This window comes from Saccharopolyspora hattusasensis, from assembly GCF_050972075.1.
Taxonomy (GTDB): Bacteria; Actinomycetota; Actinomycetes; order Mycobacteriales; family Pseudonocardiaceae; genus Saccharopolyspora; species Saccharopolyspora hattusasensis.
In genome coordinates, this window is the sequence record NZ_JBPCDC010000001.1 from 816437 (window position 1) to 839848 (window position 23412).

General features: G+C 69.4%; 14 protein-coding genes. 5 read left to right on the forward strand and 9 right to left on the reverse strand.

Going from position 1 to position 23412, the window contains the following annotated elements; genetic code table 11:
• Positions 1-283: 283 nt before the first annotated feature.
• A complete protein-coding gene (locus ACRXBZ_RS03870) occupies positions 284-1486 on the reverse strand; it encodes a serine hydrolase (RefSeq protein WP_433877811.1) in 1203 nt (400 codons plus the stop codon).
• A 419-nt stretch (positions 1487-1905) separates the two neighbouring features.
• Between ACRXBZ_RS03870 and ACRXBZ_RS03875 the strand changes: the two genes are divergently transcribed.
• The 5 genes from ACRXBZ_RS03875 (at position 1906) to ACRXBZ_RS03895 (ending at position 9250) form a co-directional block, all read left to right on the forward strand.
• Positions 1906-3489, forward strand: coding sequence for an aldehyde dehydrogenase family protein (locus ACRXBZ_RS03875; protein ID WP_433877812.1), 1584 nt, complete (start codon positions 1906-1908; stop codon positions 3487-3489).
• Positions 3489-4634 carry an NAD(P)/FAD-dependent oxidoreductase gene (locus ACRXBZ_RS03880; protein ID WP_433877813.1) on the forward strand — a complete coding sequence of 382 codons (1146 nt, stop codon included), beginning with the start codon at positions 3489-3491 and terminating at the stop codon, positions 4632-4634. The genes ACRXBZ_RS03875 and ACRXBZ_RS03880 overlap by 1 nt, the downstream gene beginning before the upstream one ends.
• Positions 4635-4789: 155 nt before the next feature.
• Positions 4790-5947, forward strand: a complete 1158-nt coding sequence (locus ACRXBZ_RS03885) for a Glu/Leu/Phe/Val family dehydrogenase (RefSeq protein WP_433877814.1) — start codon at positions 4790-4792, stop codon at positions 5945-5947.
• A gap of 97 nt (positions 5948-6044) precedes the next feature.
• Positions 6045-6968, forward strand: a complete 924-nt coding sequence (locus ACRXBZ_RS03890) for a LysR family transcriptional regulator (RefSeq protein WP_433877815.1) — start codon at positions 6045-6047, stop codon at positions 6966-6968.
• Between the two features lie 98 nt (positions 6969-7066).
• On the forward strand, positions 7067-9250 hold the full coding sequence (locus tag ACRXBZ_RS03895; RefSeq protein WP_433877816.1) for a thiamine pyrophosphate-dependent enzyme: 2184 nt from the start codon (positions 7067-7069) through the stop codon (positions 9248-9250).
• A gap of 224 nt (positions 9251-9474) precedes the next feature.
• Here ACRXBZ_RS03895 and ACRXBZ_RS03900 read toward each other — a convergent pair whose 3' ends face one another.
• The 8 genes from ACRXBZ_RS03900 to metK form a co-directional block, all read right to left on the reverse strand.
• Positions 9475-10263: an MBL fold metallo-hydrolase gene (locus tag ACRXBZ_RS03900; RefSeq protein WP_433877817.1), complete on the reverse strand. Its 789-nt coding sequence runs from the start codon at positions 10261-10263 to the stop codon at positions 9475-9477.
• Positions 10264-11014: 751 nt separating this feature from the next.
• Positions 11015-12454 (reverse strand): carboxylesterase/lipase family protein, encoded by a 1440-nt coding sequence (locus tag ACRXBZ_RS03905; RefSeq protein WP_433877818.1) that lies wholly within the window; start codon positions 12452-12454, stop codon positions 11015-11017.
• Between the two features lie 70 nt (positions 12455-12524).
• Positions 12525-13847 carry a wax ester/triacylglycerol synthase family O-acyltransferase gene (locus ACRXBZ_RS03910; RefSeq protein WP_433877819.1) on the reverse strand — a complete coding sequence of 441 codons (1323 nt, stop codon included), beginning with the start codon at positions 13845-13847 and terminating at the stop codon, positions 12525-12527.
• A 792-nt stretch (positions 13848-14639) separates the two neighbouring features.
• Positions 14640-15518: a mycobacterial-type methylenetetrahydrofolate reductase gene (locus ACRXBZ_RS03915; RefSeq protein WP_433877820.1), complete on the reverse strand. Its 879-nt coding sequence runs from the start codon at positions 15516-15518 to the stop codon at positions 14640-14642.
• A 384-nt stretch (positions 15519-15902) separates the two neighbouring features.
• Positions 15903-17363, reverse strand: a complete 1461-nt coding sequence (ahcY, locus tag ACRXBZ_RS03920; RefSeq protein WP_433877821.1) for an adenosylhomocysteinase — start codon at positions 17361-17363, stop codon at positions 15903-15905.
• A 39-nt stretch (positions 17364-17402) separates the two neighbouring features.
• The gene (gene metH / locus ACRXBZ_RS03925) at positions 17403-20969 is read right to left on the reverse strand and encodes a methionine synthase (protein WP_433877822.1); all 3567 of its coding nucleotides are present in this window, start codon (positions 20967-20969) and stop codon (positions 17403-17405) included.
• Between the two features lie 18 nt (positions 20970-20987).
• Positions 20988-21962 carry a carbohydrate kinase family protein gene (locus ACRXBZ_RS03930; RefSeq protein ID WP_433877823.1) on the reverse strand — a complete coding sequence of 325 codons (975 nt, stop codon included), beginning with the start codon at positions 21960-21962 and terminating at the stop codon, positions 20988-20990.
• A 135-nt stretch (positions 21963-22097) separates the two neighbouring features.
• Entirely contained in the window at positions 22098-23300 is a 1203-nt protein-coding gene (metK, locus tag ACRXBZ_RS03935) for a methionine adenosyltransferase (protein WP_433877824.1), read from the reverse strand.
• Positions 23301-23412 lie beyond the last annotated feature (112 nt).

Below are 23412 nucleotides of genomic sequence, written 5' to 3' on the forward strand. Positions count from 1 at the left end.
CCGCAGTCGAGGGCAGCATCCAACGCCACAGCGAACCGCCCATCGAAACGACAGTCCACAGTGGTCTAAATGCGCCCAATCACCCTGCCCGACAACAATATTCTAGCACTTCAGAGACCCGTTTTAGAACACGCATTCGAGTGATTTTGGATCTTGTCGGATGGGCGGAGCACAGGCGACGACCGGACCGGCGCGATCATCTACGCGGACGCCACCGGCGTCCTGACCCGCGACGGTGCAATGCACGAGCCCGGCGGTCGTCAACCGCCCCGCGCGGCCCAGGTCACGCCAGCGCGCGGTATGCCGCTGCTCCCAGGGCTGCGATGGCGTCGCAGGCGGGGCCTCCCCGGTAGCCGGTGCGGGAGCGTTCGTCGGTGAGCTCGTCGACCAGCACCGCGACCACCGCTCGCGGCCGGTCGGCGCCGATCAGCCCCACGTCGTGGCGCAGCCCGAGCAGCTCGCCGGTCTTGTTCCAGCACTGCGCCCCGTCCGGCAGCAGCGCGGGCAGCCGGTCCCGAACCTGCTGCTTGGACAGGACTTCCAGCGCGTGCTCGGTCAGCTCCGGTGGCAGCGCCGCTCCCCTGGCCAACGCGTCGAGCACGCGCGCCTGGTCCAGCGCGGTGGTCTCGTTGCGGCCGTGGGCGTTGGGGTCCATCAGCCGGCGCTCGACACGGGTCGCCGTGCACCCCAAGTCGGCGGAGCAGTCCCGGATCGCCTCGAAACCGACCGCGTCGATCACCGCGTTCGTGGCGGCGTTGTCGCTGATCACGATCATCAGCGTGATCAGGTCACGCAGCGAAATCCGCGTCACGCTGGGAAGTTCCCGCAGGATGCCGAACCCGCCGACCCGCTCGGCGGGCAACTCGACGTATTCGTCCAGCTCGATCCGCCCGTCCTGCACGGCGCGCAGCGCGGCGATCATGATCAGCACCTTGATCGTGCTGGCGGCGTGCACGACCCGCTCCGCATCGACCAGCACGGGCTCCTGTTCGTCGAGGTCCCAGGCCGCGAACCCGGCCCGCCCGGGGAGGCCGTCGAACGCCAACTCGGCCCGCAACCGCTCCGCAAACCCCATCACTCGCCTCCCGTCGGGTGAAATTCGGCCTGGTGAGGGAAACCTTCGAGCGGCTGTGCCGACTGAAGAAGCGGCTGTGCCGCTGAAGAAGCGGCCGTGCCGATCGAGGGTGTCCCCACCCATCAGCTGCCCGGGCCGGATCAGGACGATGAACAGGACCGCGAACAAGGCCAGGTTGGCGACCATGATGGCCCACCCGTTGAACACCATCATCCGCAGGTTCCGGGAGCACGCCAGGCCCGGCTGCCCGATCATGTCCGGCCCAGGGAACGGCCCGGGGAACGGCCCGGACCAGTCGATCTGCGAGGAACGACACCAGCACCGCGGGCCAGGCTCTGCCGATCCCGGTCCCCAGCCGTCCCGCCCCGGCGGCCAGAACAGCAGGAACAGCCACAGCGGCAGTCCGGGCACGCGCAGCATCCGCCGGTCGGTTTGCTCCTCCGGTTTCGGTACCGTGCGGCGGAAGATCCCGTTCGGCCCGTCCCGAACAGCGACCCTCCGGTCTCAGCAGTCTCATCTCGCACCGAATACCTCACCGCTGGCGACGACGGTTCGCGCCCACGCGATGCGGGGACGTCTGTAGATGGAGATCATCCGGGAAAGGCGCGAAGCACGCAGCGGTAGCGATCCACATGTCGCCGCGGAAGGCGGGGAGAAGCACGTGTATCCCCTAACCAATCGAGCGCAAGCTGTGCTGTCGCTCAGGGGGAACAGAAATCACTCTTCTGATTCTCCGCGAACGCGCCCCCGGGGACTTACGGTGATCCCGGCGGCGGAGGTGTCGCGCGGCACACCTGCGCACTAGTACCCGAACGAGCTGGAAGAGGTGCATGTCGGTGCAGTCGACGTTGAACTCCGTGATCGGTCCGGACGCACCCGCCCGGGTCGACGGCGGAGGCGAGTACCTTTCGCGCAACCCTGCGAACCTGGAGGACGTCGTCGCCGAGGTCTCCCTCGGCGGACCCGGGACACTGCTGGCCGCGACCGAACAGGCGCAGCGGGCGCAGCGCGCATGGGCGCAGGTGCCCGCGCCGGTGCGCGGGCGGGTGGTGGCCGGGCTGGGCCGGTTGGTCGAGGCGAACAAGGAGCCACTGGCGCGGCTGGTGACCCGGGAGATCGGCAAGCCCTACGCCGAAGCGCTCGGCGAGGTGCAGGAGATCATCGACACCTGCGACTTCTTCCTCGGCGAAGGCCGCAGGCTCTACGGGCAGACGGTGCCCTCGGAGATGCCGGACAAGCAGCTGTTCACCTTCCGCGTGCCGGTGGGCGTCGCCGTGGTGATCACCGCGGGTAACTTCCCGGTCGCGGTGCCGTCCTGGTACATGGTGCCCGCGCTGCTGTGCGGCAACGCCGTGGTGTGGAAGCCCGCCGAGTACGCCGCGGGCGCGGCGCGGGCGCTGGCCGAGCTGGCCTGGCGCGCCGGGGTGCCCAAGGGCGTGCTCAACCTCGTCTACACCGACGGCGAGGCGACCTTCGAGGGACTGGAGTCCGCGCTGGCGGCGGGCACCGTCAACAAGGTCGGGTTCACCGGGTCCAGCGCGGTCGGCGCGCGGGTCGGCGAGCTGTGCGGCCGGTACCTGCAGAGCCCGTGCCTGGAGCTGGGCGGCAAGAACCCGATGGTCGTCGCCCCGGACGCCGAGCTCGACCTCGCAGTGGAGGGCGCGCTGTTCTCCGGGTGGGGTACCGCCGGGCAACGCTGCACCTCGCTGGGCAACCTGATCGTGCACCGCGACGTGCACGACGAGTTCGTGCGCCGGCTCGACGCGGCGCTGCGCGCGGCCACCATCGGCGACCCGACCGGTGACGTGCTCTACGGCCCGCTGCTGGACCAGAAGTTCGCGGACAACTTCGAGAACATCCTGGGCAACATCGCCGAGCACCACACCGTGCTGGGTTCGGAGTCGGTCGGGCGGATCGGGGATTCGGCGCCGCGCAAGGGCTTCCAGGGCGATGCCTCGACCGGGCTGTACTACCACCCGGTGCTGCTGGACGGGCTGCGGCCGGACGACCACGTGTTCCGCAACGAGACCTTCGGCCCGATCGTCGGCGTCACCACCTACGACGCGCTGGACGAGGCCATCGAGCTGGGCAACGCCCCCGGCTACGGGTTGTCCGCGGCGATCTACACCACCGACCCGGCCACCGCGTTCCGGTTCCGGCAGGGCATCGGGGCGGGCATGGTCAGCGTGAACAACTCGACCTCCGGCGCGGAGGCGCACCTGCCCTTCGGCGGAAACGGCAAGTCCGGCAACGGCAGCCGCCAGTCCGGCATCTGGGTGCTCGACCAGTTCACCCGCTGGCAGTCGTTGAACTGGGACTTCTCCGGCAAGCTGCAGAAGGCCCAGATGGACGTCGACACCGTCGAGCCGGACCTGGACTTCCGGCTGCCCCCGGAACTCGGCGGTGCCCGGTGATGCTGCCGGGCCGGGCCGAGGTCGTCGTGATCGGCGGCGGCGTGATGGGCATCAGCACCGCCTTCCACCTCGCCGAAGCCGGCGTGGACGTGCTGCTGCTGGAGCGCGACGATTTCGGCGAAGGCAGCACGAGCAAGGCCGCCGGCGGGGTGCGCGCGCAGTTCTCCGACCCGGTCAACATCGAGCTCGGGCAGCGCAGCCTGAACGCGTTCGAGGACTTCGCGCGGCGGCCCGGCGGCGAGATCGACCTCAAGCAGTTCGGCTACCTGTTCCTGCTGTCGGATCCCGACGACGTCGCGACGTTCGAGCGGAGCGTGCGGCTGCAGAACGGGTTCGGCGTGCCGAGCCGGATGCTGACCGTCACCGAGGCCTGCGAGCTCTCGCCGTACGTGGTGCCGGACGGGCTGCTGGCGGCCGCCTTCTCCCCCACCGACGGGCACTGCACCCCGGAGGCGGTGGTGCAGGGTTACGCGCAGGCTGCCCGGCAGCACGGCGCCCTGCTGCGGCGGCACTGCCCAGTGACCGGCATCGAGGTCACCGGCGGTGAGATCACCGCGGTGCACACCCATTTCGGTTCCGTCGAAACGTCGACCGTGGTCTGCGCGGCGGGCGCGTGGTCGGCGTCGGTCGGCGAGTTCGCCGGCGTCGAGCTGCCGGTCCGGCCGCTGCGGCGGCAGATCCTGGTCACCGAGCCCGTGCCGGACCTGCGGCCCCGGCTGCCGTTCACCATCGACTTCAGCACCAGCTTCTACTTCCACGACGAAGGACCGGGTCTGCTCATCGGCATGTCCGACCCCGACGAGGAGTACGGGTTCCGGCTCAACACCGACGACCGCTGGCTCGGGAGGCTCGCCGACACCGTGGCGCGGCGCGCACCGCGGCTGGCCGACATCGGCGTCGCGAACGGCTGGGCCGGGCTCTACGAGGTCACGCCCGACCACAACGCCCTGGTCGGGGAGGCGGCGAGACCGAGCCGGTTCCTATACGCCACCGGCTTCTCCGGCCACGGCTTCCTGCAGGGACCGGCCATCGGCGAAGTCATGCGCGACCTCGTGCTCGGCCGACCGCCGGTCGTCGACGTCACCGGCCTCGACGTCCGCCGTTTCGCCGGCACCGGGGTCCGGCCCGAGCACAACCGCGTCTGAAAGGCGGAACCCGGGCACATCCGCGGCCCTTTCGAGCGGATCCCCCGACACGCAGTGCGGCTCGGCCGCTTCGAGGACGAAGACTTCGTAAGACACGAGCGAATCCCCCCGATATCCGGGCTGTGCTCGGCGCAGCCGACGAAGGAGCGCGAACCGTGCGTGATCTGTTGCAGGAGATCGACGAGTGGGGCCCGGAGAAGGTGGTGTGCGTCTCGGACTCGCGCACCGGCATGCGGGGCGTGCTGGTCATCGACAACACCGCCCGCGGCACCGGCAAGGGCGGCACCCGGATGAGCCCGACCGTCACCGTCGGCGAGATCGCCCGGCTGGCCCGCGTGATGACCTGGAAGTGGGCCGCGGTCGACCTGTTCCACGGCGGCGCGAAGGCAGGCATCTTCGCCGACCCGGACGCGCCGGACAAGGAGCGGATCGTGCGGGCCTTCGCGCGGCGGCTGGCCGACCAGATCCCGGCCAGCTACGTCGCAGGGCTGGACATGGGGATGACCGAGCAAGACGCGGCGATCATCCAGGACGAGCTCGGCGACCGCGGCGCGGCGGTCGGCGTCCCCGAATCGCTGGGCGGCGTGCCCTACGACCAGTTGGGCGTGACCGGTCACGGCGTCGCCGAGGCCGTGGACGCGGCGCTGGTCCACCAGGGCCGCAGCGTGGCCGGGGCGCGGGTGGCGTTGCAGGGCTTCGGCGCCGTCGGGGCCGCCGCCGCGAAGCGGCTGCACGAGCTCGGCGCACAGCTGGTCGCGCTGTCCACGATCGACGGTTCGGTGCACGACCCGGCAGGGCTCGACGTGCCGCAGTGGCTGGACGCCCGCGCCGAGTTCGGCGACGCGTGCGTGGCCAAGGCCTCGGCGCAGCACCGGATCCCGCGCGGCGAGGAGCTTCAGGTGGACTGCGACGTGCTGATCCCGGCCGCCGGGCAGGACGTCATCGACGAATCCGTCGCCGCGGAGATCCGGGCCGGGTTGATCGTGGAGGGGGCGAACCTGCCGACCACGCCCAACGCCCGCCACCTGCTGGCGGGCCGGGAGATCACCATCGTGCCGGACTTCATCGCCAACGCCGGCGGTGCCATCGCAGCCGGTTTCGCCATGGACGCGCGGCATTCCGCGTTCCGGCCGGAACCGGCGGCGATCCTGCGGACGGTGGCGGAACGGACCCGCAAAAACACGGCTCTGGTCCTGGACACCGCGCAGGCCGGTGGCGTACTACCTCACCAGGCGGCGCTGGACCTGGCCAAGGAACGCGTGCGGACTGCGATGCAGCTGCGGGGCCGATTGCCGAGCGCCGCGACCGCGTGAGGACTGCCTTGAACTCACATCGCGCGGCGCTGCCGGCACTCGGGGCGAGCCGGCCCCGGGTGCACGGCTTCGAAGACGAGAGCAGAGGGGGTCAGGCGTGCTCAACCCGATCCACTTGAGAACCCTGCAGGAATGCGTTCGCACCGGCTCGTTCGCCGAGGCCGGGCGGGTGCTCGGCTACACGGCATCGGCGGTGTCGCAACAAATGGCGCTGCTGGAACGCGCGGTCGGCGCGCCGCTGTTCGAGCGTTCCGCGCGCAGCGCCCGCAGCACCGCGCTGGCGATCCGGCTCGCCGACCGCAGCCGCGACGCGCTCGGTGCGCTCGACGCGCTGGAGCGCGAGGTCCGGGCGATGGTCGCCGGGGAGGAAGGCAGCCTGCGGCTGGCCAGCTTCGCCACCGCCAACGCTCGCGTGCTGCCGGACGTGCTCGCCGCCGTGGTCTCCCAACGGCCGAGCGCCGAGGTGCAACTCGACGAGGGCGAGCCGGACGAGGTGCTCGGCGACGTGCTGGACGGCGTCCTGGACGCGGCCGTGGTCTTCGAGTATGACCTCGATCCGCGGCAGTGGCCGATCGAGCTGTGCGTGGAAGAGCTGATGGCCGAGCCGCTGCGGCTGGCGCTGCCCGAGGCGCACCGGCTGGCCGGGGCCGCGGAGGTGGACTTGCGCGAGCTCGCCGGGGACGCCTGGATCTGCACCCGGCCAGACACCGCGGGGGCGCGGGCGCTGGTGCGGCTGGCCGCCGCGGCCGGGTTCGTGCCGCGGATCACCTTCCGCAGCAACGACTACTCGGTGATCCGGGACCTGGTGGCCCGCGACCTCGGCGTGGCGGTGCTGCCCGGGCTGGCGATCCCCGACGACCACGTGCGCATCTCCCGGATCGCCGGCTGGCAGCCGCACCGCCGGGTAAAGGCCTTGTACCGCAAGCAGAACACGAACCCGCTGCTGCCGATCGCGCTGGAATGCCTGGCCAAGTCGTGCGCCCAGGTGGCCAACGACTGGCACGCGGTACCGGGCGCGTAGTGGGTGCCGTGAGTCTTGCGAATCGCTGTAGCGGCCCGAAGGGCTCACGGCACCGAGCCCTGTTGCAGACTCACAACCGCTCGCCATACGGAGGACCTATGAGCGACAAGACCGAACCCGTTGACGAGTTCTTCCGGACCGCCGTGGCCGGTTGGTCCGCCCGGCCGTCGACCGGGTCGGGGCAGGACGACGAACTGCTGGCGCTGTTCGACTCGCAAGCCGGCAGCAGGCACCTGGACTTCAAGGCGCGGCAACTGGGCTCGCAGGGCAAGGGCTTCTACAGCATCGGCTCGTCCGGGCACGAGTCCAACGCCGCAGTCGCCGCCGCGCTGCGGCCCACGGACCCGGCGCTGCTGCACTACCGCTCCGGCGGCTTCTACGTCCGCCGCGGCCGGCAGGTGCCGGGCCAGCACCCGCTGCGCGACGTGCTGCTGGGCATCGTCGCCTCGTCCGATGAGCCGATCTCCGCCGGTCGGCACAAGGTATTCGGCAACGCCGAGCTGTCCGTGATCCCGCAGACCTCGACCATCGCCTCGCACCTGCCGCGCGCGGTGGGCCTGGCTTTCTCGCTCGGCCGGACCGCCAAGCTCGGCGTCCCGGCCGCCTGGCCGGCAGATTCCGTCGTGGTGTGCAGCTTCGGCGACGCCTCGGCGAACCACTCCACCGCGACCGGCGCGATCAACTCCGCGCTGCACTGCGCCTTCCAGGGCCTGCCGATGCCGCTGCTGCTGGTGTGCGAGGACAACGGCATCGGGATCAGCGTGCGCACGCCGCAGGGCTGGATCGAATCCACCTACGGCGACCGCAACGGCCTGCGGTACTTCAAGGTCGACGGCGACGACCCAGTGCGCTGCCTGGCGGTCGCGCGGGAGGCCGCGGACTGGGTCCGCGAGCACCGCGCCCCGGCGTTCCTGCACCTGCGGACGGTGCGGTTGATGGGGCACGCCGGGTCGGACGTGGAGTCCGGTTACCGGTCGCGCACCGAGATCACCGCGGACTACCAGCGCGATCCGCTGCGCGCCACCGCAAAAGCACTGGTGGACAACGGGATTCTGCGCCCCGATGAGGTGCTCGCGCGCTACGAGGATAAGCGGGCCGAGGTCGCGCGCATCGCCGAGGAGGCGCTCGGCCGCCGGAAGCTGGGCAGCGCTGCCGAGGTGATGGCCTCGATCTGCCAGGACCGGCCGGACGTCGTCGCGCGCCGGGCGGGTGAGGTTCCGTCGTGGCGCTCGGAGTTCTTCGGTGATCAGCTCCCGGAGTCCGAGGGGCCGCTCACCCTGGCGCAGGCGATCAACCGTTCGCTGGCCGAAGAGCTGGCCCGCGATCCGCGCGTCGTGGTCTTCGGCGAGGACGTCGCCCGCAAGGGCGGGGTGTACGGGGTGACGCGCGGACTGCGCAAGAAGTTCGGCGGCACCAAGGTGTTCGACACGCTGCTGGACGAGCAGAGCATCCTGGGCACGGCGCTCGGCGCGGGGCTCGCCGGGCTGCTGCCGATCCCCGAGATCCAGTACCTCGCCTACGTGCACAACGCGGCCGACCAGCTGCGTGGCGAAGGCAGCACGCTGAGCTTCTTCTCCAACGGCCAGTACCGGAACCCGATGGTGGTGCGCATCGCGGGTTACGGCTACCAGAAGGGCTTCGGCGGCCATTTCCACAACGACAACAGCGTCGCCGCGCTGCGCGACCTGCCGGGCGTTGTGGTCGCGTCGCCTTCCCGGCCGGACGACGCCGCCGCGATGATGCGCACCTGCGTGGCGGCCGCGCACGAGGACGGCCGGCTGTGCGTGTTCCTGGAGCCGATCGCGCTGTACCACATGCGTGACCTGCACGAATCCAGCGACGGCGAGTGGCTGGCGCCGTACCCGGTACCGGGTGAGCACCACGTGCCGATCGGCCGCGCCCGGGAGCACGGCGACGGAGAAGATCTGACGCTGGTCAGCTTCGGCAACGGGGTGCCGATGAGCCTGCGGGTCGCGAAGCGGCTTGAGGAGCGTGGCATCGGGGCCCGGGTGCTGGATCTGCGCTGGTTGGCGCCGCTGCCGGTCGAGGACCTGCTCGCGTCGGCGCGCGCGACCGGGCGGGTGCTGGTGGTCGACGAAACCCGCCGCAGCGGCGGCGTTTCCGAGCCGGTGGTGACGGCGCTGGTCGACGGCGGGTTCCGCGGCCAGATCGGCCGCGTCACCAGCGAGGACAGCTTCATCCCGCTGGGCGCGGCGGCCAACCACGTCCTGCTCGACGAGGACAGCATCGAGACGGCGGCGCTGGAACTGGCGAAGAGGTGACCTTCGCCACTGGCCCGCGAGTGCTTTTGGGCTCAGCCAGGACGACTACGGTGCGCTCCGGGGCGCGCAGGCCGGGCAGCAGCTTGACGGTGATCTCGCGGACGCCGGGCAGGGCGCCGAGCTCGCCGCGGCGGTCCGCGTGATCACGCCGAGCGCAGGCCACCCCAACGTTAACCAACGCGGCCGCCGCCCCGGCCGCCGCCTGCGGCGGGCCCAACCGCAGGTCAGCGCGCGAGGGCATCCATAGTGAACTGCTCGGGGAAAGGTGAGCGCGCCACCGCCTGCTCCGCGGTGAGCGTCCCCGCCGCCACCGCCCGGCACAGCTCGGCCACGGCCGCCAGCTCGGCGCGCTGGCGCCGCACGAACTCGCGGTCCACCGGTTCGCCATGCCCGGGCAGCACGATCGGCGCGTTCAGCGCGAGGATGGCGTCCAGCGCGGCCGGCCACTCCTGCGGGTATGCGTCACCGAACTGCGGTGGTGCACCGTGCTCGACCAAATCGCCCGCGAACACGACGCCCGCGTCCGGCACGTGCACGACCAGGTCGTGGTCGGTGTGCGCCGGTCCGAAGTGGAGCAGCGCCACGTCACGCCCGCCGAGGTCGAGCACCGCCCGGTCATCGACCAGGTTGTCGGGCAGCGCGATCCGCACGGCGTTGATGCGGTCGGCGATCTCGTGCTCACCCCGCTCGCGGTAGTGCCGCGCCCACTTCTCGCGCTGACCCTCCCCCGCGGCCACGAGTCGGGTGCGGCACCTGTCGTGCGCCCAGACCGGGCACGGGGTGAACGCCTCGGTGCCGAAGCTGTGGTCGAAGTGCGCGTGGGTCAGGACCACCGACCAGGGCAGCGGCGTGACCTCGCGGACCGCCGCGGCGAGCTCGGCGCCCTGCCCGGCGTCCCCACCCGTGTCGATGACCAGGCAGCGTGCGCTTCCCACGACGAGGCCGACCGAGAGGTCCAGCTCGTCGTAGCGGCGCACCAGCACGCCGTCGGCCACGTCGATCCAGCTCCCCACTTCGCACCCACCTCGCAGTCACGGCGAATCGATACGAGCTCCACCCCGCGAGTGCATTCTCCGCCGTGCCTGGCACCGCGTCGGCCGCGCCCCGCTCCGGTGTCGGAGCTCAGTGCCCGTTCTTCGCGATGATGGCGTTCACCAGTTCGCCGCCCCCGGGAAGTCCATCATGATCCACACCGGTGCGGGGCAGGTCGTTGCCGGTGAGGTGTTTCAGGGCGTAGTCGTTGACGCCGCGGAAACCGGCGGCGCCGCACGACCGCCTCCGGGAAGGCGGCCGGGCTGGAGCCGCTGGAGAAGTTCAAGAACTTTGAGCTGGGTTCTTGGGTCCGGAGACGGGGGCACGCCGTTGCTTCGTCTAGGTTTCTGGCTTGTCCAGAGTCAGGAACTGAGGAGCGGAGAACGGCGTGCCGGAAGGCAGTTCATGGCGTGCCGTGGTGGGCGTCGTCGGTGGCGGGCGCTGTATCTCGCAACCACCCGGGTGTTTTTTGGAACGGAGCATTGCCACTCACGATGGGTGTCGGTCCGGTCGTGAGTGGCAATGCCGGTTCTTACCGGAACCATCACTCACGACGAGTGCCCGTCCGGTCGTGAGTGATGATGCCGGTACACCAATAGACGGGACAAACGGTCCGTTCACCTCATCCGCCCAAGAGCGCCACCCGGCGGCAGCAACGACGTACCCACCATCGCTGCACAACCCGCACCACATCCCGAACAGCCGCTATCAGCGCAAAAGCGCTCACGGGTCTCACGCCTGGAAGCCGTGTTGCCAGATCTCCCGGGATACCTTGATCGGATCGGCCACCACGGTCGACGGCACGTTCCACACCCGGGCCGAGCGGTCGGCGACGGTGTAGGCAGGCCACCCCGGGTCACCGGTCGCCGCGAACGAAACCCACGCCTTGCGCAGCTGGCCGGACAGCTGCTCGAAGCCCGGCGGGATCTCGCCGCCGAACATCGACTTGCCGAGCTCATCCGCAACGATTCCAAAGGTGAACGGCACGTCCAGCCCGTGGTGCGCGCCGAACGCACCGCCGCGCACCGGGCTCGACCAGGCGAACTCGTAGGCGTAGCTGCGGCCGCCAGCCGCGGCGTGCGCTTCAGCGCTCCACAGCGACGGCATCCGGAACAGCTGATCGCTGAGCATCAGCGAGAACAGCTCGGCATCCTCGATCCCCGGATACCCGGCGCGGTACCGGCCCACCACCGACGGATCCAGCCGCAGCCGCTGCGCCATCAGCACCGGGTCCTTGACCTCCGCGGGAAGGTCCACTGTGAACATTCGGGCTTCGTCGGCGGTGTATCCGCTGATCAGATCCACGTCGCGGCCCGCGCCGGCGCGCAGCGCGACCCACGGCAGGTCGTCGAGCACCTCGCCGTCGAGGATCACCGCGTACGGCGTGGAATTCGTCCAGTCCGCGCGGTTCTCGTTCTGCTCCGCCATCACTGGCAGCTGCGCCGCGTGGATCGCCTCCGACGGCACCGCCGCCAGCTCCTCGGCGGTGGCCGGGACACCGAGCGGACCGACGATGAGCTCGCTGAGCTTGCGCGCCTCGTCCTCGGCGCAGTACAGCGAGCCGACGCTCTGCGCGATCGCGCGGCGGAACAACCCGCTCCGGGCCGATCCCCCGATCAGCGTGGCCACCGAGGTCGCGCCCGCGGACTCGCCGAAGATCGTCACATTGCCCGGGTTGCCGCCGAACGCGGCGATGTTGTCGCGCACCCAGCGCAACGCCGCGAGCTGGTCCAGGATGCCGCGGTTGGACGGCGCATCGGCAACCCAACCGAAACCCTCATAACCGACCCGGTAGTTCACCGTCACCGCGACGACCCCGGCCTGCGCGAACAACGCCGGATCGTAGTCGGCGGCCGTACCTCCCAGATAGGCCCCGCCGTGGAACCAGACCATGACCGGCAGGCCGCCGCTGCGATCCGGGGTCCACACGTTGACGCTCAGGCAGTCGGTGCTGTCACCGGGATTCCACGGCGACGGGAACCCGGGGATCACCGCCGGTTGCGGCACCGACGCGCTGAACTCCAACGCGTCCCGCACCCCTTCCCACCGCTGCGGGGCAACAGGCGCCTGGAACCGGCGCGCCCCGTCCAGCGGTGCCGCGTACGGAATCCCCCTGAAAATGCTCAAGTCTTCGTTCGCGGTTCCCCGCACCGCGCCCTGTTCGGTCCGCACCAAAAGATCCATGCCCCCCATAAAACCAGCGAAAGCGCGGCCGTGTTGCCCGATCGACGTAGTGCACGGTTCACGACCGGTCGTCGAGTTCGGCCACCGCGAACGGCAGCGCTTCGCCGAGCTTCTCCAGGTCCGGCAACGCCGCGCGATTGGCGTGCACGCCCACGTGCACGGTGGCGCGGTACTGCGAGACCGCGATCGCCAGCGCGTGCCCGGCCACCAGCGGGGCCACCGGGTACAGCTCCGCCAACTCCGCCCCTCCCAGGGCGGCCCGGAAACCCGGCAGCGGCACGTTGGTGATCACGGTGTCGAACAGCAGCGCGGCACCTTGCCCGGCCAGCGGCGCGGCCACCTGGTGCACGATCTGCGGGACCCGCCCGGCAAGCACCGGGAACGCTCCCGGCCCGCGCAGCGGACCCGCGCTCTTGTTGCGACCCATCGCGACCCGGATCGCCTGCAGCCGCGCCACCGGGTCCGGCTCCCCCACCGGCAGATCGCACAGGTAGCCGGACAGCTGGTTGTTCCCTCGCGCGTTGTCGCCGCGACGACAGCTGACCGGGATCAGCGCCCGCAGCGGCAGCTTGTCGGCCGGGTGCCCGCGCGCGGCCAGCCACCGGCGGAACGCCCCGGCGAGCACCGCGAGCACGACGTCGTTGGTGGTGCCGCCGTGCCGGGCGCGGATCCGCCGCAGGTCAGCGAGGCCGATCGGGATCAGCGCCACCCGCCGCGCCGCGGAAGCGGAAGCGCGCAACGGCGAATCCGGGATCGGCAGCCGCATGCTGCGCACTACCGACGAGGCGATGCCGAGCGTTTCACCGGACTTCGACAGGGTTCCGCGAACCGCATCGAACAGCTGCTGCGGTTTGCGGAGCAGGTCCAGCGGGCTGCCGTCGGGTTCGGGCAGCGGTTCCGGCGCCTCGGGCGTGAAGCCGTCGAGCAGCCCCAAACCCGTCTCGACCGCTTCCCGGCCATCGGCGAGGGCGTGGTGGAACTTCGCCAGCACCGCGAACCGGTCCCCGTCCAGCCCGGTGATCAGGTGCAGTTCCCACAGCGGACGGCGCCGGTCCAGCGGGTCCGCGATGAGCTCCGCGACCAGCTCGGCCAATTCCTGCCGCCCGCCCGGCGAGGGCACCTGGTGGCTGCGCACCTGCTCGGCCGCGTCGAATTCCGGCGCTTCCGCCCAACGGGCCTGGCCGGGCAGCCACGACTGGCCGAGCCGCAGCCGCAGCCGCGCGATCCGCTGGGCCCGCTCGGCCAGCAGCGCCAGCAGCCACACCCGGTCCGCCGGTTCCGACGGCCGGAACACCGCGACCGCACCGATGTGCATCGGCGCGGTTTCCTGCTCCAGGCACAGGAACGCCCAGTCGAGCGCACTGACCTCGGTCGTCATCATCGCCGCACCTCACCACGCGATTCGAGAACAGCTTGCCGGAAACAATCCGGGCCGGAATCGGAATAGTTCACCGGACTGGTTACGGAATTGTTTCCACCCCGGAAATTCCCAGCGATCGGCAGACCCGGGAGGTGATCTGATCCGCGAGCGAATCGAATGACCGCCCCGACGAAGCGGAAAATCGATTCGTCTTCTACGGGCCGCCCGGACTCGAAACCGGGGCCGCCGCCGACGGGGCGGGCAGGGCCTGGAGGTGCTGGCGACAACGGCACTGAGGTGGTCCCTCCTGTCACGGCGGGCAACGCCCGACGACGCCGGGCACCGCCGCGGCAACGCTTGCGGCTCGCTCCTGACGGCGCGCGCGGTCCGGGGTGGGTGGCGATTTCGCGCGAAACCGTCACATCCCACGCGTGCCGGATGACGATTTCGCGCGAAATCGCCGCTCCCCTTGGACCGATTGCGGCCGGATCGACTGAATTGAGCCGACCGAGCCGCGAATGCGTCGACTTTAAACCAAAACGAGGACGGATGAAAACGAGGACCGCCGACAGCGACGAGCATGATGCAGGCCTTGATCGCTCCGATAGGTACCGATCAAACGCTCCGGGTCACCCATAAGTATGCATGGCGGCCGCCCGCGACGGCGCGGCGGACCGGATTCGATGACACCGCGCACCCGCCGCGCGCGGAGCACGACGTCGCGCGGTGAGCGAACTCACCCAGCTGCCGGACCCGGAACGCGAGAACCTCCGCCCGCTCGGGGACGGCGGTTCCCGGTCGCGCGAGGTCAGCTCACGGCGCCCAGTGGTCGAGCATGGCCGCGAAGGTCTCGAAGGCCGCCTTGTTGTAGCCGTAGGGCGCTTCCAGGTGGACGCTGAGCGGGAAGCCGAGGTCGTGCACCCCGTCGATGACCCGCTTGTAGAGGTCCACGACCCGCTGCTTGCGCTGCTCGAAGCCCAGGTCCGCGGTCTGCGCCACGAATTCCTGCTCGGCGGCCACGGCCGGGTTGCCCGGGTCCTGGATGAGCCACTGGATCAGATTCTTCCTGCTCTCCACACCCGGGATGAACCCGAAGGAAAGCAGGATCTCCGGGCGGTGCGGCGTGGTCCGGGCGAACTCAGCGAGGAACCGGACGATCGCGTCGGAGTAGAGCAGCTGGGTCATGCCGTAGGTGGCGCCGCGCTCGCACTTGAAGCCGAACCGGCCCTGCTCGCCGTCCCGGGTCGGGATCAGGATCGAACCGCGGTGCGGCACCACGTCCTGGAACTTGGCCAGGGCGTCGGTGGGCGCGACGCCGGGCCCCTCGCCGTCGGCCATGTTGCGCGGCACCCCGACGAACGCGATGCCGTCCATGCCCGCGTCGCGCAGGTTGTGCAGGCGCTCGGTCAGCTGCTGCTCGTCGTGGAAAGCGGTGACCTGCGTGCACAGCCCGCGCATGCCGCCCAGTTCGGGCTCGATCGTCCGCCAGAAGTCGATGGTGTCCATCTTCTCCCGGAAGTCGACCGGCCGGTCCCCGTCCTCCTGGATGATGCCGGGGATCATCACGTGTTTGATGTGACCGGCCAGCCCGGCGGCGCGGCTGAGCCCGGCGACCTTGCGACCTTCCGCGACGGCCATCTGCACGCCACCGTCGAGGGCGGGCGGTACCAGTTCGAGTGCGATGGTGTTCATGTCGGCCTCAGGTTTTCCTTCTGTCGGCTTTCGGTCACCGCAGCGCCCGGTCGAGATGCACTCCTGCGACTGCTCTTCTCGACGAGCAGGGACCGTTTTTCCTCTGATGACTGGGGATTCTTTCGCGGAAATGCGAATTGCGTTATCCTGAAAGGATCGTCGTTCAGCCACTCGCAGAAAAGGCTGTGCATTCGGATCAGCGACGCGGCCGAGCCCCGGCCGGGTACGCGCTTTCGCCGGTCGGCGAATCCTATGGGCGAAATCGGTTGCGCGGAGCGCGGTTTCAGCGCCGGGGCGGATGTCCGGCGGCTTCCCCGGCCGAGGAGAGCCGCCGTTGCGACCCGGTACCGCTGCGCGAAAGCGAAGCGGTACCGGGCAGTTCGATCAGTAGCGGTAGTGGTCGGGCTTGTAGGGGCCGTCGACGTCGACACCGATGTAGGCGGCCTGCTCCTTGGAGAGCTTGGTCAGCTTCACACCCAGAGCGTCCAGGTGCAGGCGGGCCACCTTCTCATCCAGGTGCTTGGGCAGCACATACACCTGCTTGTCGTACTCCCCCGGCTTGGTGAACAACTCGATCTGCGCGATCGTCTGGTTGGTGAAGGAATTCGACATCACGAAGCTGGGGTGCCCGGTGGCGTTGCCCAGGTTCAGCAACCGGCCCTCCGACAGCACAATGACCGAATGCCCGTCCTCGAACACGTACTCGTGGACCTGCGGCTTGATCTCCTGCTTACGGACACCAGGCGTTTTCTCCAACCCCGCCATATCGATCTCGTTGTCGAAATGACCGATGTTGCCCACGATCGCCTGGTGCTTCATCCGCCCCATGTGCTCGGCGGTGATGATGTCGAAGTTCCCCGTCGTCGTGACGAAGATGTCAGCGATCTCCACGACATCTTCCAGCGTGGTCACCTGATAACCGTCCATCACCGCCTGCAACGCGCAGATCGGGTCGATCTCGGTCACGATCACCCGCGCACCCTGGCCCCGCAGCGACTCCGCCGAGCCCTTACCCACGTCGCCGTAACCACACACCACCGCGACCTTGCCGCCGATGAGCACATCCGTGGCACGGTTGATGCCATCGATCAGCGAGTGCCGGCACCCGTACTTGTTGTCGAACTTCGACTTCGTCACCGAGTCATTGACATTGATCGCCGGGAACAACAGATCCCCGGTCTTGGCCAGCTCATACAGCCGGTGCACACCGGTCGTGGTCTCCTCGGTCACACCCTTGACCTCACCGGCGATCTTCGTGAACCGCTTGCCGTCCACGGCGACGCTGGCACGCAGCGTCTCCAGGATGACCTTGTACTCCTCCGGGTCATCATCTCCAGCCTGCGGCACCACCCCGGCAGCCTCGAACTCCACACCCTTGTGCACCAACAGCGTGGCGTCACCACCATCATCGAGGATCATGTTCGGACCCTCACCACCACCGAACTGGAACAACTGGTCGGTGCACCACCAGTACTCCTCCAGCGACTCACCCTTCCACGCGAACACCGACACACCCGCAGGCGCCTCCGGCGTCCCGTCCGGACCCACCACAACCGCAGCGGCGGCCTCGTCCTGGGTCGAGAAGATGTTGCACGACACCCACCGGACCTCGGCACCCAGCGCGACCAGCGTCTCGATCAACACCGCCGTCTGCACCGTCATGTGCAACGAACCCGCAATCCGCGCACCCCTCAACGGCTGCGAGCCCGCAAACTCCTCACGCGTCGCCATCAAACCCGGCATCTCATGCTCAGCCAACCGGATCTGATGCCGCCCGGCCTCAGCCAACCCCAGATCCCGGACAGCGAACTCCAGGCCGTTGACCTTCTGCAACTCGACGCTCATGACTACCTTTCTCTACTTCCGGATTCAGACAGGCGGGAATCAGGTGTTGAAGTACTTCGCCTCTGGATGGTGGGCGATGATCGCGTCGGTGGACTGCTCGGGGTGCAGCTGGAACTCCTCTGAGAGCACCACGCCGATGCGCTCGGCCGCTAACAGGTCGACGATCTTCGCCCGGTCCTCGATGTCCGGGCAGGCGCCGTAGCCGAAGGAGTACCGCGCGCCGCGGTAGCCGAGCTTGAAGTACTCCTGCACGTCGGCCGGGTCCTCCTCGGCCACCGAACCGCCCGAGGACCACAGAAGCTCCCGCCGGACGCGGCGGTGCCAGTACTCGGCCAGCGCTTCGGTGAGCTGCACGCCCATGCCGTGCACCTCCAGGTAGTCCCGGTAGGCGTTCTTGGCGAACAGTTCGTTGGCGAAATCGGCGATCGGCTGGCCCATGGTGACCAGCTGCATCGGCAGCACGTCCACCTGGCCGGTCTGCTCGGCCTGCTCCCGCGACCGGAAGAAGTCCGCCAGGCACAGCCGCCGGTCGCGCTTCTGCCGCGGGAAGAAGAACCGGTGCCGCTCCGGGGCGTCCGGCTCTTCCTTGTCCAGCACGACGAGGTGGTTCCCCTCGGTCACGCACGGGAAGTAGCCGTAGACCACGGCCGCGTGCTGCAGGATACCCGCGGTGGACAGCTCGTCGATCCAGTGCCGCAGCCGCGGCCGGCCCTCGGACTCGACGAGTTCCTCGTAGGACGGTCCCTCGCCCTTCTTCGCGCCGCGCAGGCCCCACTGGCCGAAGAACGTGGCCCGCTCGTCCAGCAGTGCCAGGTAGTCGGCGACCGCGACGCCCTTGACCACCTTCGAGCCCCAGAACGGCGGCGTCGGCACCGGTGCGCCCGCGTCCACATCGGACCGCGTGGTGTCGGTGTACTCCGGCTCCGGCCCCTGCTCGGCCTTGCGCTTCTCGGCGATGCGCAGCGACCGCTCGCGACGAGCCTTGCGTTCGGCCTTCTTCTCCCGCTCGGCCGCATCGTCGGCAGGCGCGTCACCGCGCTTGACGGCCATGATGCGGTCCATCAGGTGCAGGCCTTCGAAGGCGTCCTTCGCGTAGCGCACATCGCCCTGGTAGACCTCGTCCAGGTCGTTCTCCACATAGGACCTGGTGAGCGCCGCCCCGCCCAGCATCACCGGGTACTTCTGGGACATCCCCTTGGAGTTGAGCTCCTCCAGGTTCTCCTTCATGATCACGGTCGACTTCACCAGCAGCCCGGACATGCCGATGGCGTCGACCTTGTGCTCCTCGGCGGCTTCCACGATGGCGCTGATCGGCTGCTTGATGCCGATGTTGACCACGTCGTAGCCGTTGTTGGACACGATGATGTCGACCAGGTTCTTGCCGATGTCGTGCACATCGCCCTTGACCGTGGCCAGCAGCAGCTTGCCCTTGCCGCCGGAGTCGTCCTTCTCCATGTGCGGTTCGAGGTGGGCGACCGCGGCCTTCATCACCTCGGCGGACTGCAGCACGAACGGCAGCTGCATCTGGCCAGAGCCGAACAGCTCGCCCACGACCTTCATGCCGGCCAGCAGGTTCTCGTTGATGATCTCCAGCGGCGGCTTCTCCGCCATCGCCGCGTCCAGATCCGCTTCGAGCCCGTTGCGCTCGCCGTCGACGATCCGCCGCTCCAGGCGCTCGAACAGCGGCAGCTTCGCCAGCTCCTCGGCGCGCGAGGCGCTGCTGGACTTCGCGGTCTTGCCCTCGAAGAGCTCCATCAACTTCTGCAGCGGGTCGTATCCCTCGCTGCGCCGGTCGTAGACCAGGTCGAGCGCGACCTGCCGCTGCTCCTCATCGATCTTGCTCATCGGCAGGATCTTCGAAGCGTTCAGGATCGCGGTGTCCAGGCCTGCTTCCCGGCATTCGTTGAGGAACACCGAGTTCAGCACCTGCCGCGCCGCCGGGTTGAGTCCGAACGAGACGTTCGACAAGCCGAGCGTCGTCTGGACGTCCGGGTGGCGCTTCTTGAGCTCCCGGATCGCGTTGATCGTCTCGATGGCGTCCTTGCGGACCTCTTCCTGGCCGGTGGTGATCGGGAAGACCAGGCAGTCGATGATGATCGAAGACTTCTCCAGACCCCAGTTGGTGGTCATGTCCTCGATCAGCCGCTCGGCGACCCGCACCTTCCACTCGGCGGTGCGCGCCTGGCCTTCCTCGTCGATGCAGGTCACCACGACGGTGGCACCGTGCTCGACCACGAGCCTCATCACGCGCTCGTACCGCGAGCCCGGCTCGTGACCGTCCTCGTAGTTCACGGAGTTGACCGCGCACCGGCCGCCCAGGTGATCCAGACCGGCCTCGATCACGTCCGGCTCCGTGGAGTCCACCATGATCGGCAGGGTCGAGGAGGTCGCCAGGCGCGACGCCAGTTCACGCATGTCGACCGTGCCATCGCGGCCGACGTAGTCCACGCACAGGTCCAGCATGTGCGCGCCCTCGCGGGTCTGGGCCTTGGCGATCTCCACGCAGTCGTCGTAACGACCTTCCAGCATCGCCACGCGGAACGCCTTGGAACCGTTGGTGTTCGTGCGCTCACCGATGTTGAGGATCGACGCGTCCTGTTCGAACGGCACCGACTGATACATCGACGAGATCGACGGGATGTGCTCGGGCTGGCGCACCTTCGGCGGCAGCGACGCGACGGCCTCGGCCACCGCGCGCACGTGCTCGGTGGTGGTGCCGCAGCAGCCGCCGACCAGCCGGGCGCCGAAGTCGTTGACGAACCCGACCAGCGCGTCGGCCAGCTCGTCGGGCTGCAGCGGGTACACCGCGCCATTGGGGCCGAGCTGGGGCAGACCGGCGTTGGGCATTACCGAGATCGGGATCCGGGAGTTCTGCGCCAGCACCCGCAGGTGCTCGCTCATCTCCGCCGGACCGGTCGCGCAGTTCATCCCGATCAGGTCGATGCCCAGCGGCTCCAGCGCGGTCAGCGCCGCGCCGATCTCGGAGCCGACCAGCATCGTCCCCGTGGTCTCCACGGTGACCTGAGCGATGATCGGCAGCTGGCGACCGGCCTGGGCCATCGCCCGCTTCGCGGCCACGATCGCGGCCTTGGTCTGCAGCAGGTCCTGCGAGGTCTCCACCAGCACCACGTCGATGCCGCCGTCGAGCATGCCCAGCATCTGCTCGACGTAGGCGTCGCGCAGCACGGTGTAGGGCGCGTGGCCCAGCGTCGGCAGCTTGGTGCCCGGACCGACCGAACCGAGCACGTACCGCGGCCGCTCCGGCGTCGAGTACTCGTCGGCGGCCTCGCGGGCCAGCGCCGAGCCCTTCTCCGCCAGCTCCCGGATCCGTTCCGGGATGTCGTACTCGCTGAGGTTGGCCAGGTTCGCGCCGAACGTGTTGGTCTCGATCGCGTCCGAGCCGGCCTCGAGGTAGCCCCGGTAGATCGAGGACACCACGTCGGGCCGGGTCACGTTCAGGATCTCGTTGCAGCCCTCCAGGTTGGCGAAGTCGTCCAACGTCAGGTCGAACGCCTGCAGCGCGGTGCCCATGCCGCCGTCGGCGACGAGGACGCGTTCGCCGAGGGCGGTGAGGAACCCGCTCGGATCGTTCTGCCGGTCTGGCATGCCCTGCTACTCCCGTTCTCAGCGAAGCTTCGGCTGGACCTCGGCCGCGGCGGCGTCGCCATACGCCTCGGCGATGCGGGCGACGAACGAGTCGCGCTCCACCTCGTACTCCTGGGGGCCGTCGGTCTCCAGCGAAACGGTCGCCAGCGTGCAGCCGAGCTGCAGCGAGCGCTCCAGCCCGAAGTCGTGGGTCAGCCCGGCCAGGAACCCGGCGCGCAGCGCGTCGCCGACGCCGGTGGGGTCGCCCTTCTGGTTCTCCTTCGGCGGCACGACCTCGATGGTCGGGTCCGACTTGGACTCCACCTGCACGCCCTTCGGGCCGAGCGAGGTCACCCAGATGCCGACGCGCTCCAGCACGTCGGTGTGGGTCCAACCGGTGCTCTGCAGCAGCAGGCCGTGCTCGTACTCGTTGGTGAACAGGTACTCCGCGCCCTCGACGAGCTTGCGGATGTCGTCGCCTTCCATCCGGGCGAGCTGCTGGCCCGGGTCGGCGAGGAACCGGTAGCCGCGGTCCCGGCACTCCTGGGTGTGCCGCAGCATCGCGTCCGGGTCGTTGGCGGAGATCACCACGACGTCGAGGCCACCGAGCCGGTCGGCGACCGGCTTTAGCTCGATCTCGCGGGCCTCGGCCATCGCGCCCGCGTAGAACGAGGCGATCTGGTTGTGGTCGGTGTCGGTGGTGCAGAGGAACCGCGCCGTGTGCTTGGTCCCGGAGACGTGCACCGAGTTGGTGTCCACTCCGTGGCGCTCCAGCCATGCGCGGTACTCGTCGAAGTCCCGGCCGACGGCGCCGACGAGGGCCGAGCCGACGCCGAGCTGGCCGAGGCCGAAGGTGATGTTGGCCGCGATCCCGCCGCGGCGCACCTCCAGCTCGTCGACCAGGAACGACAGCGACACCTGCTCGAGGCGATCAGCGACGAGCTGATCGGTGAACCTACCGGGGTAGGACATCAGATGGTCGGTGGCGATCGAACCGGTCACCGCAATCCGCACTGCATTACTCCTTCACCAGGGTAGTCGGCTGCCGCTGCGGCACCGACCACGAAGCTCTACTGGACCCGGGCCGGCACAGCGGGCTGCGGGGCGCGCGCCACGCCCCGCAGTCCGCCGCCACGGCTTCGGTCAACGTCAGATGCCGGCGGCGCTCTTCAGCGCCTCGGCCCGGTCGGTGCGCTCCCACGGCAGGTCGACGTCGCTGCGCCCGAAGTGACCGTACGCTGCGGTCTGGGCGTAGATCGGCCGCAGGAGGTCCAGGTCACGCACGATGGCCGCGGGACGCAGGTCGAAGACGTCGTTGATCGCCGCCTGGATCTTGACCGGGTCGACGTTCTCGGTGCCGAAGGTCTCCACGAACAGGCCCACCGGGGCGGCCTTGCCGATCGCGTAGGCGACCTGCACCTCGATGCGGCTCGCCAGGCCCGCCGCGACCGCGTTCTTGGCCACCCACCGCATCGCGTAGGCGGCGGAGCGGTCGACCTTCGACGGGTCCTTGCCGGAGAACGCGCCGCCGCCGTGGCGGGCCATGCCGCCGTAGGTGTCGACGATGATCTTCCGGCCGGTCAGGCCCGCGTCGCCCATCGGGCCACCGACGACGAACCGGCCGGTCGGGTTCACCAGCAGCCGGCTGTCGGCGGACTCCAGGCCGACCCGCTGGATCTCCGGGTCGATGACCTTCTCCTTGATGTCCCCGGTCAGCATGCCTTCGAGGTCGATGTCGGCGGCGTGCTGGGTGGAGAGCACCACGGTGTCCAGGCGCACCGGCTGGTCGCCGGCGTACTCGATGGTCACCTGGGTCTTGCCGTCGGGGCGCAGGTACGGCAGCACGCCGTCCTTGCGAACCTTGGTCAGCCGCCGCGACAGGCGGTGCGCCAGCGCGATCGGCAGCGGCATCAGCTCGTCGGTGTCGGTGCAGGCGTAGCCGAACATCAGGCCCTGGTCGCCGGCGCCCTGTTTGGCGATCTCGTCGATCACGCCCTCGACCCGTGTCTCGTGCGCGACATCCACGCCCTGCGCGATGTCCGGCGACTGCGAGCCGATGGCGACGTTCACGCCGCAGGAAGCACCGTCGAAGCCCTTGGCCGAGGAGTCGTAGCCGATCTCCAGGATCTTCTCCCGCACGATCGTCGGGATGTCCGCGTAGGCGTCAGTGGTCACCTCGCCGGCCACGTGCACCTGGCCGGTGGTCACCATCGTCTCCACCGCGACCCGCGACTGCGGGTCCTGGGACAACAACGCGTCCAGCACGGCGTCGCTGATCGCATCGCAGATCTTGTCCGGGTGTCCCTCGGTCACCGACTCGCTGGTGAACAACCTGCGGTTGATCTCACTCACGACTGCTCCTCACCTCACAGCTGATGCAGCTCTAGATCCTTGCGTACGATAGTGGCGATTTACGGCACCGGGGGGTCCGAAACTGTTTCCAGTCTCATCTTGCGGGGCGGTA

What these genes read in the sequence shown, in the direction of transcription:
- ACRXBZ_RS03875 (WP_433877812.1), top strand. Translation starts at nt 1,906, where the DNA reads ATGTCGGTGCAGTCGACGTTGAACTCCGTGATCGGTCCGGACGCACCC.
- ACRXBZ_RS03880 (WP_433877813.1), top strand. Translation starts at nt 3,489, where the DNA reads ATGCTGCCGGGCCGGGCCGAGGTCGTCGTGATCGGCGGCGGCGTGATG.
- ACRXBZ_RS03895 (WP_433877816.1), top strand. Translation starts at nt 7,067, where the DNA reads ATGAGCGACAAGACCGAACCCGTTGACGAGTTCTTCCGGACCGCCGTG.
- ACRXBZ_RS03910 (WP_433877819.1), bottom strand. Translation starts at nt 13,847, where the DNA reads ATGATGACGACCGAGGTCAGTGCGCTCGACTGGGCGTTCCTGTGCCTG.
- ACRXBZ_RS03915 (WP_433877820.1), bottom strand. Translation starts at nt 15,518, where the DNA reads ATGAACACCATCGCACTCGAACTGGTACCGCCCGCCCTCGACGGTGGC.
- ahcY (WP_433877821.1), bottom strand. Translation starts at nt 17,363, where the DNA reads ATGAGCGTCGAGTTGCAGAAGGTCAACGGCCTGGAGTTCGCTGTCCGG.
- metH (WP_433877822.1), bottom strand. Translation starts at nt 20,969, where the DNA reads ATGCCAGACCGGCAGAACGATCCGAGCGGGTTCCTCACCGCCCTCGGC.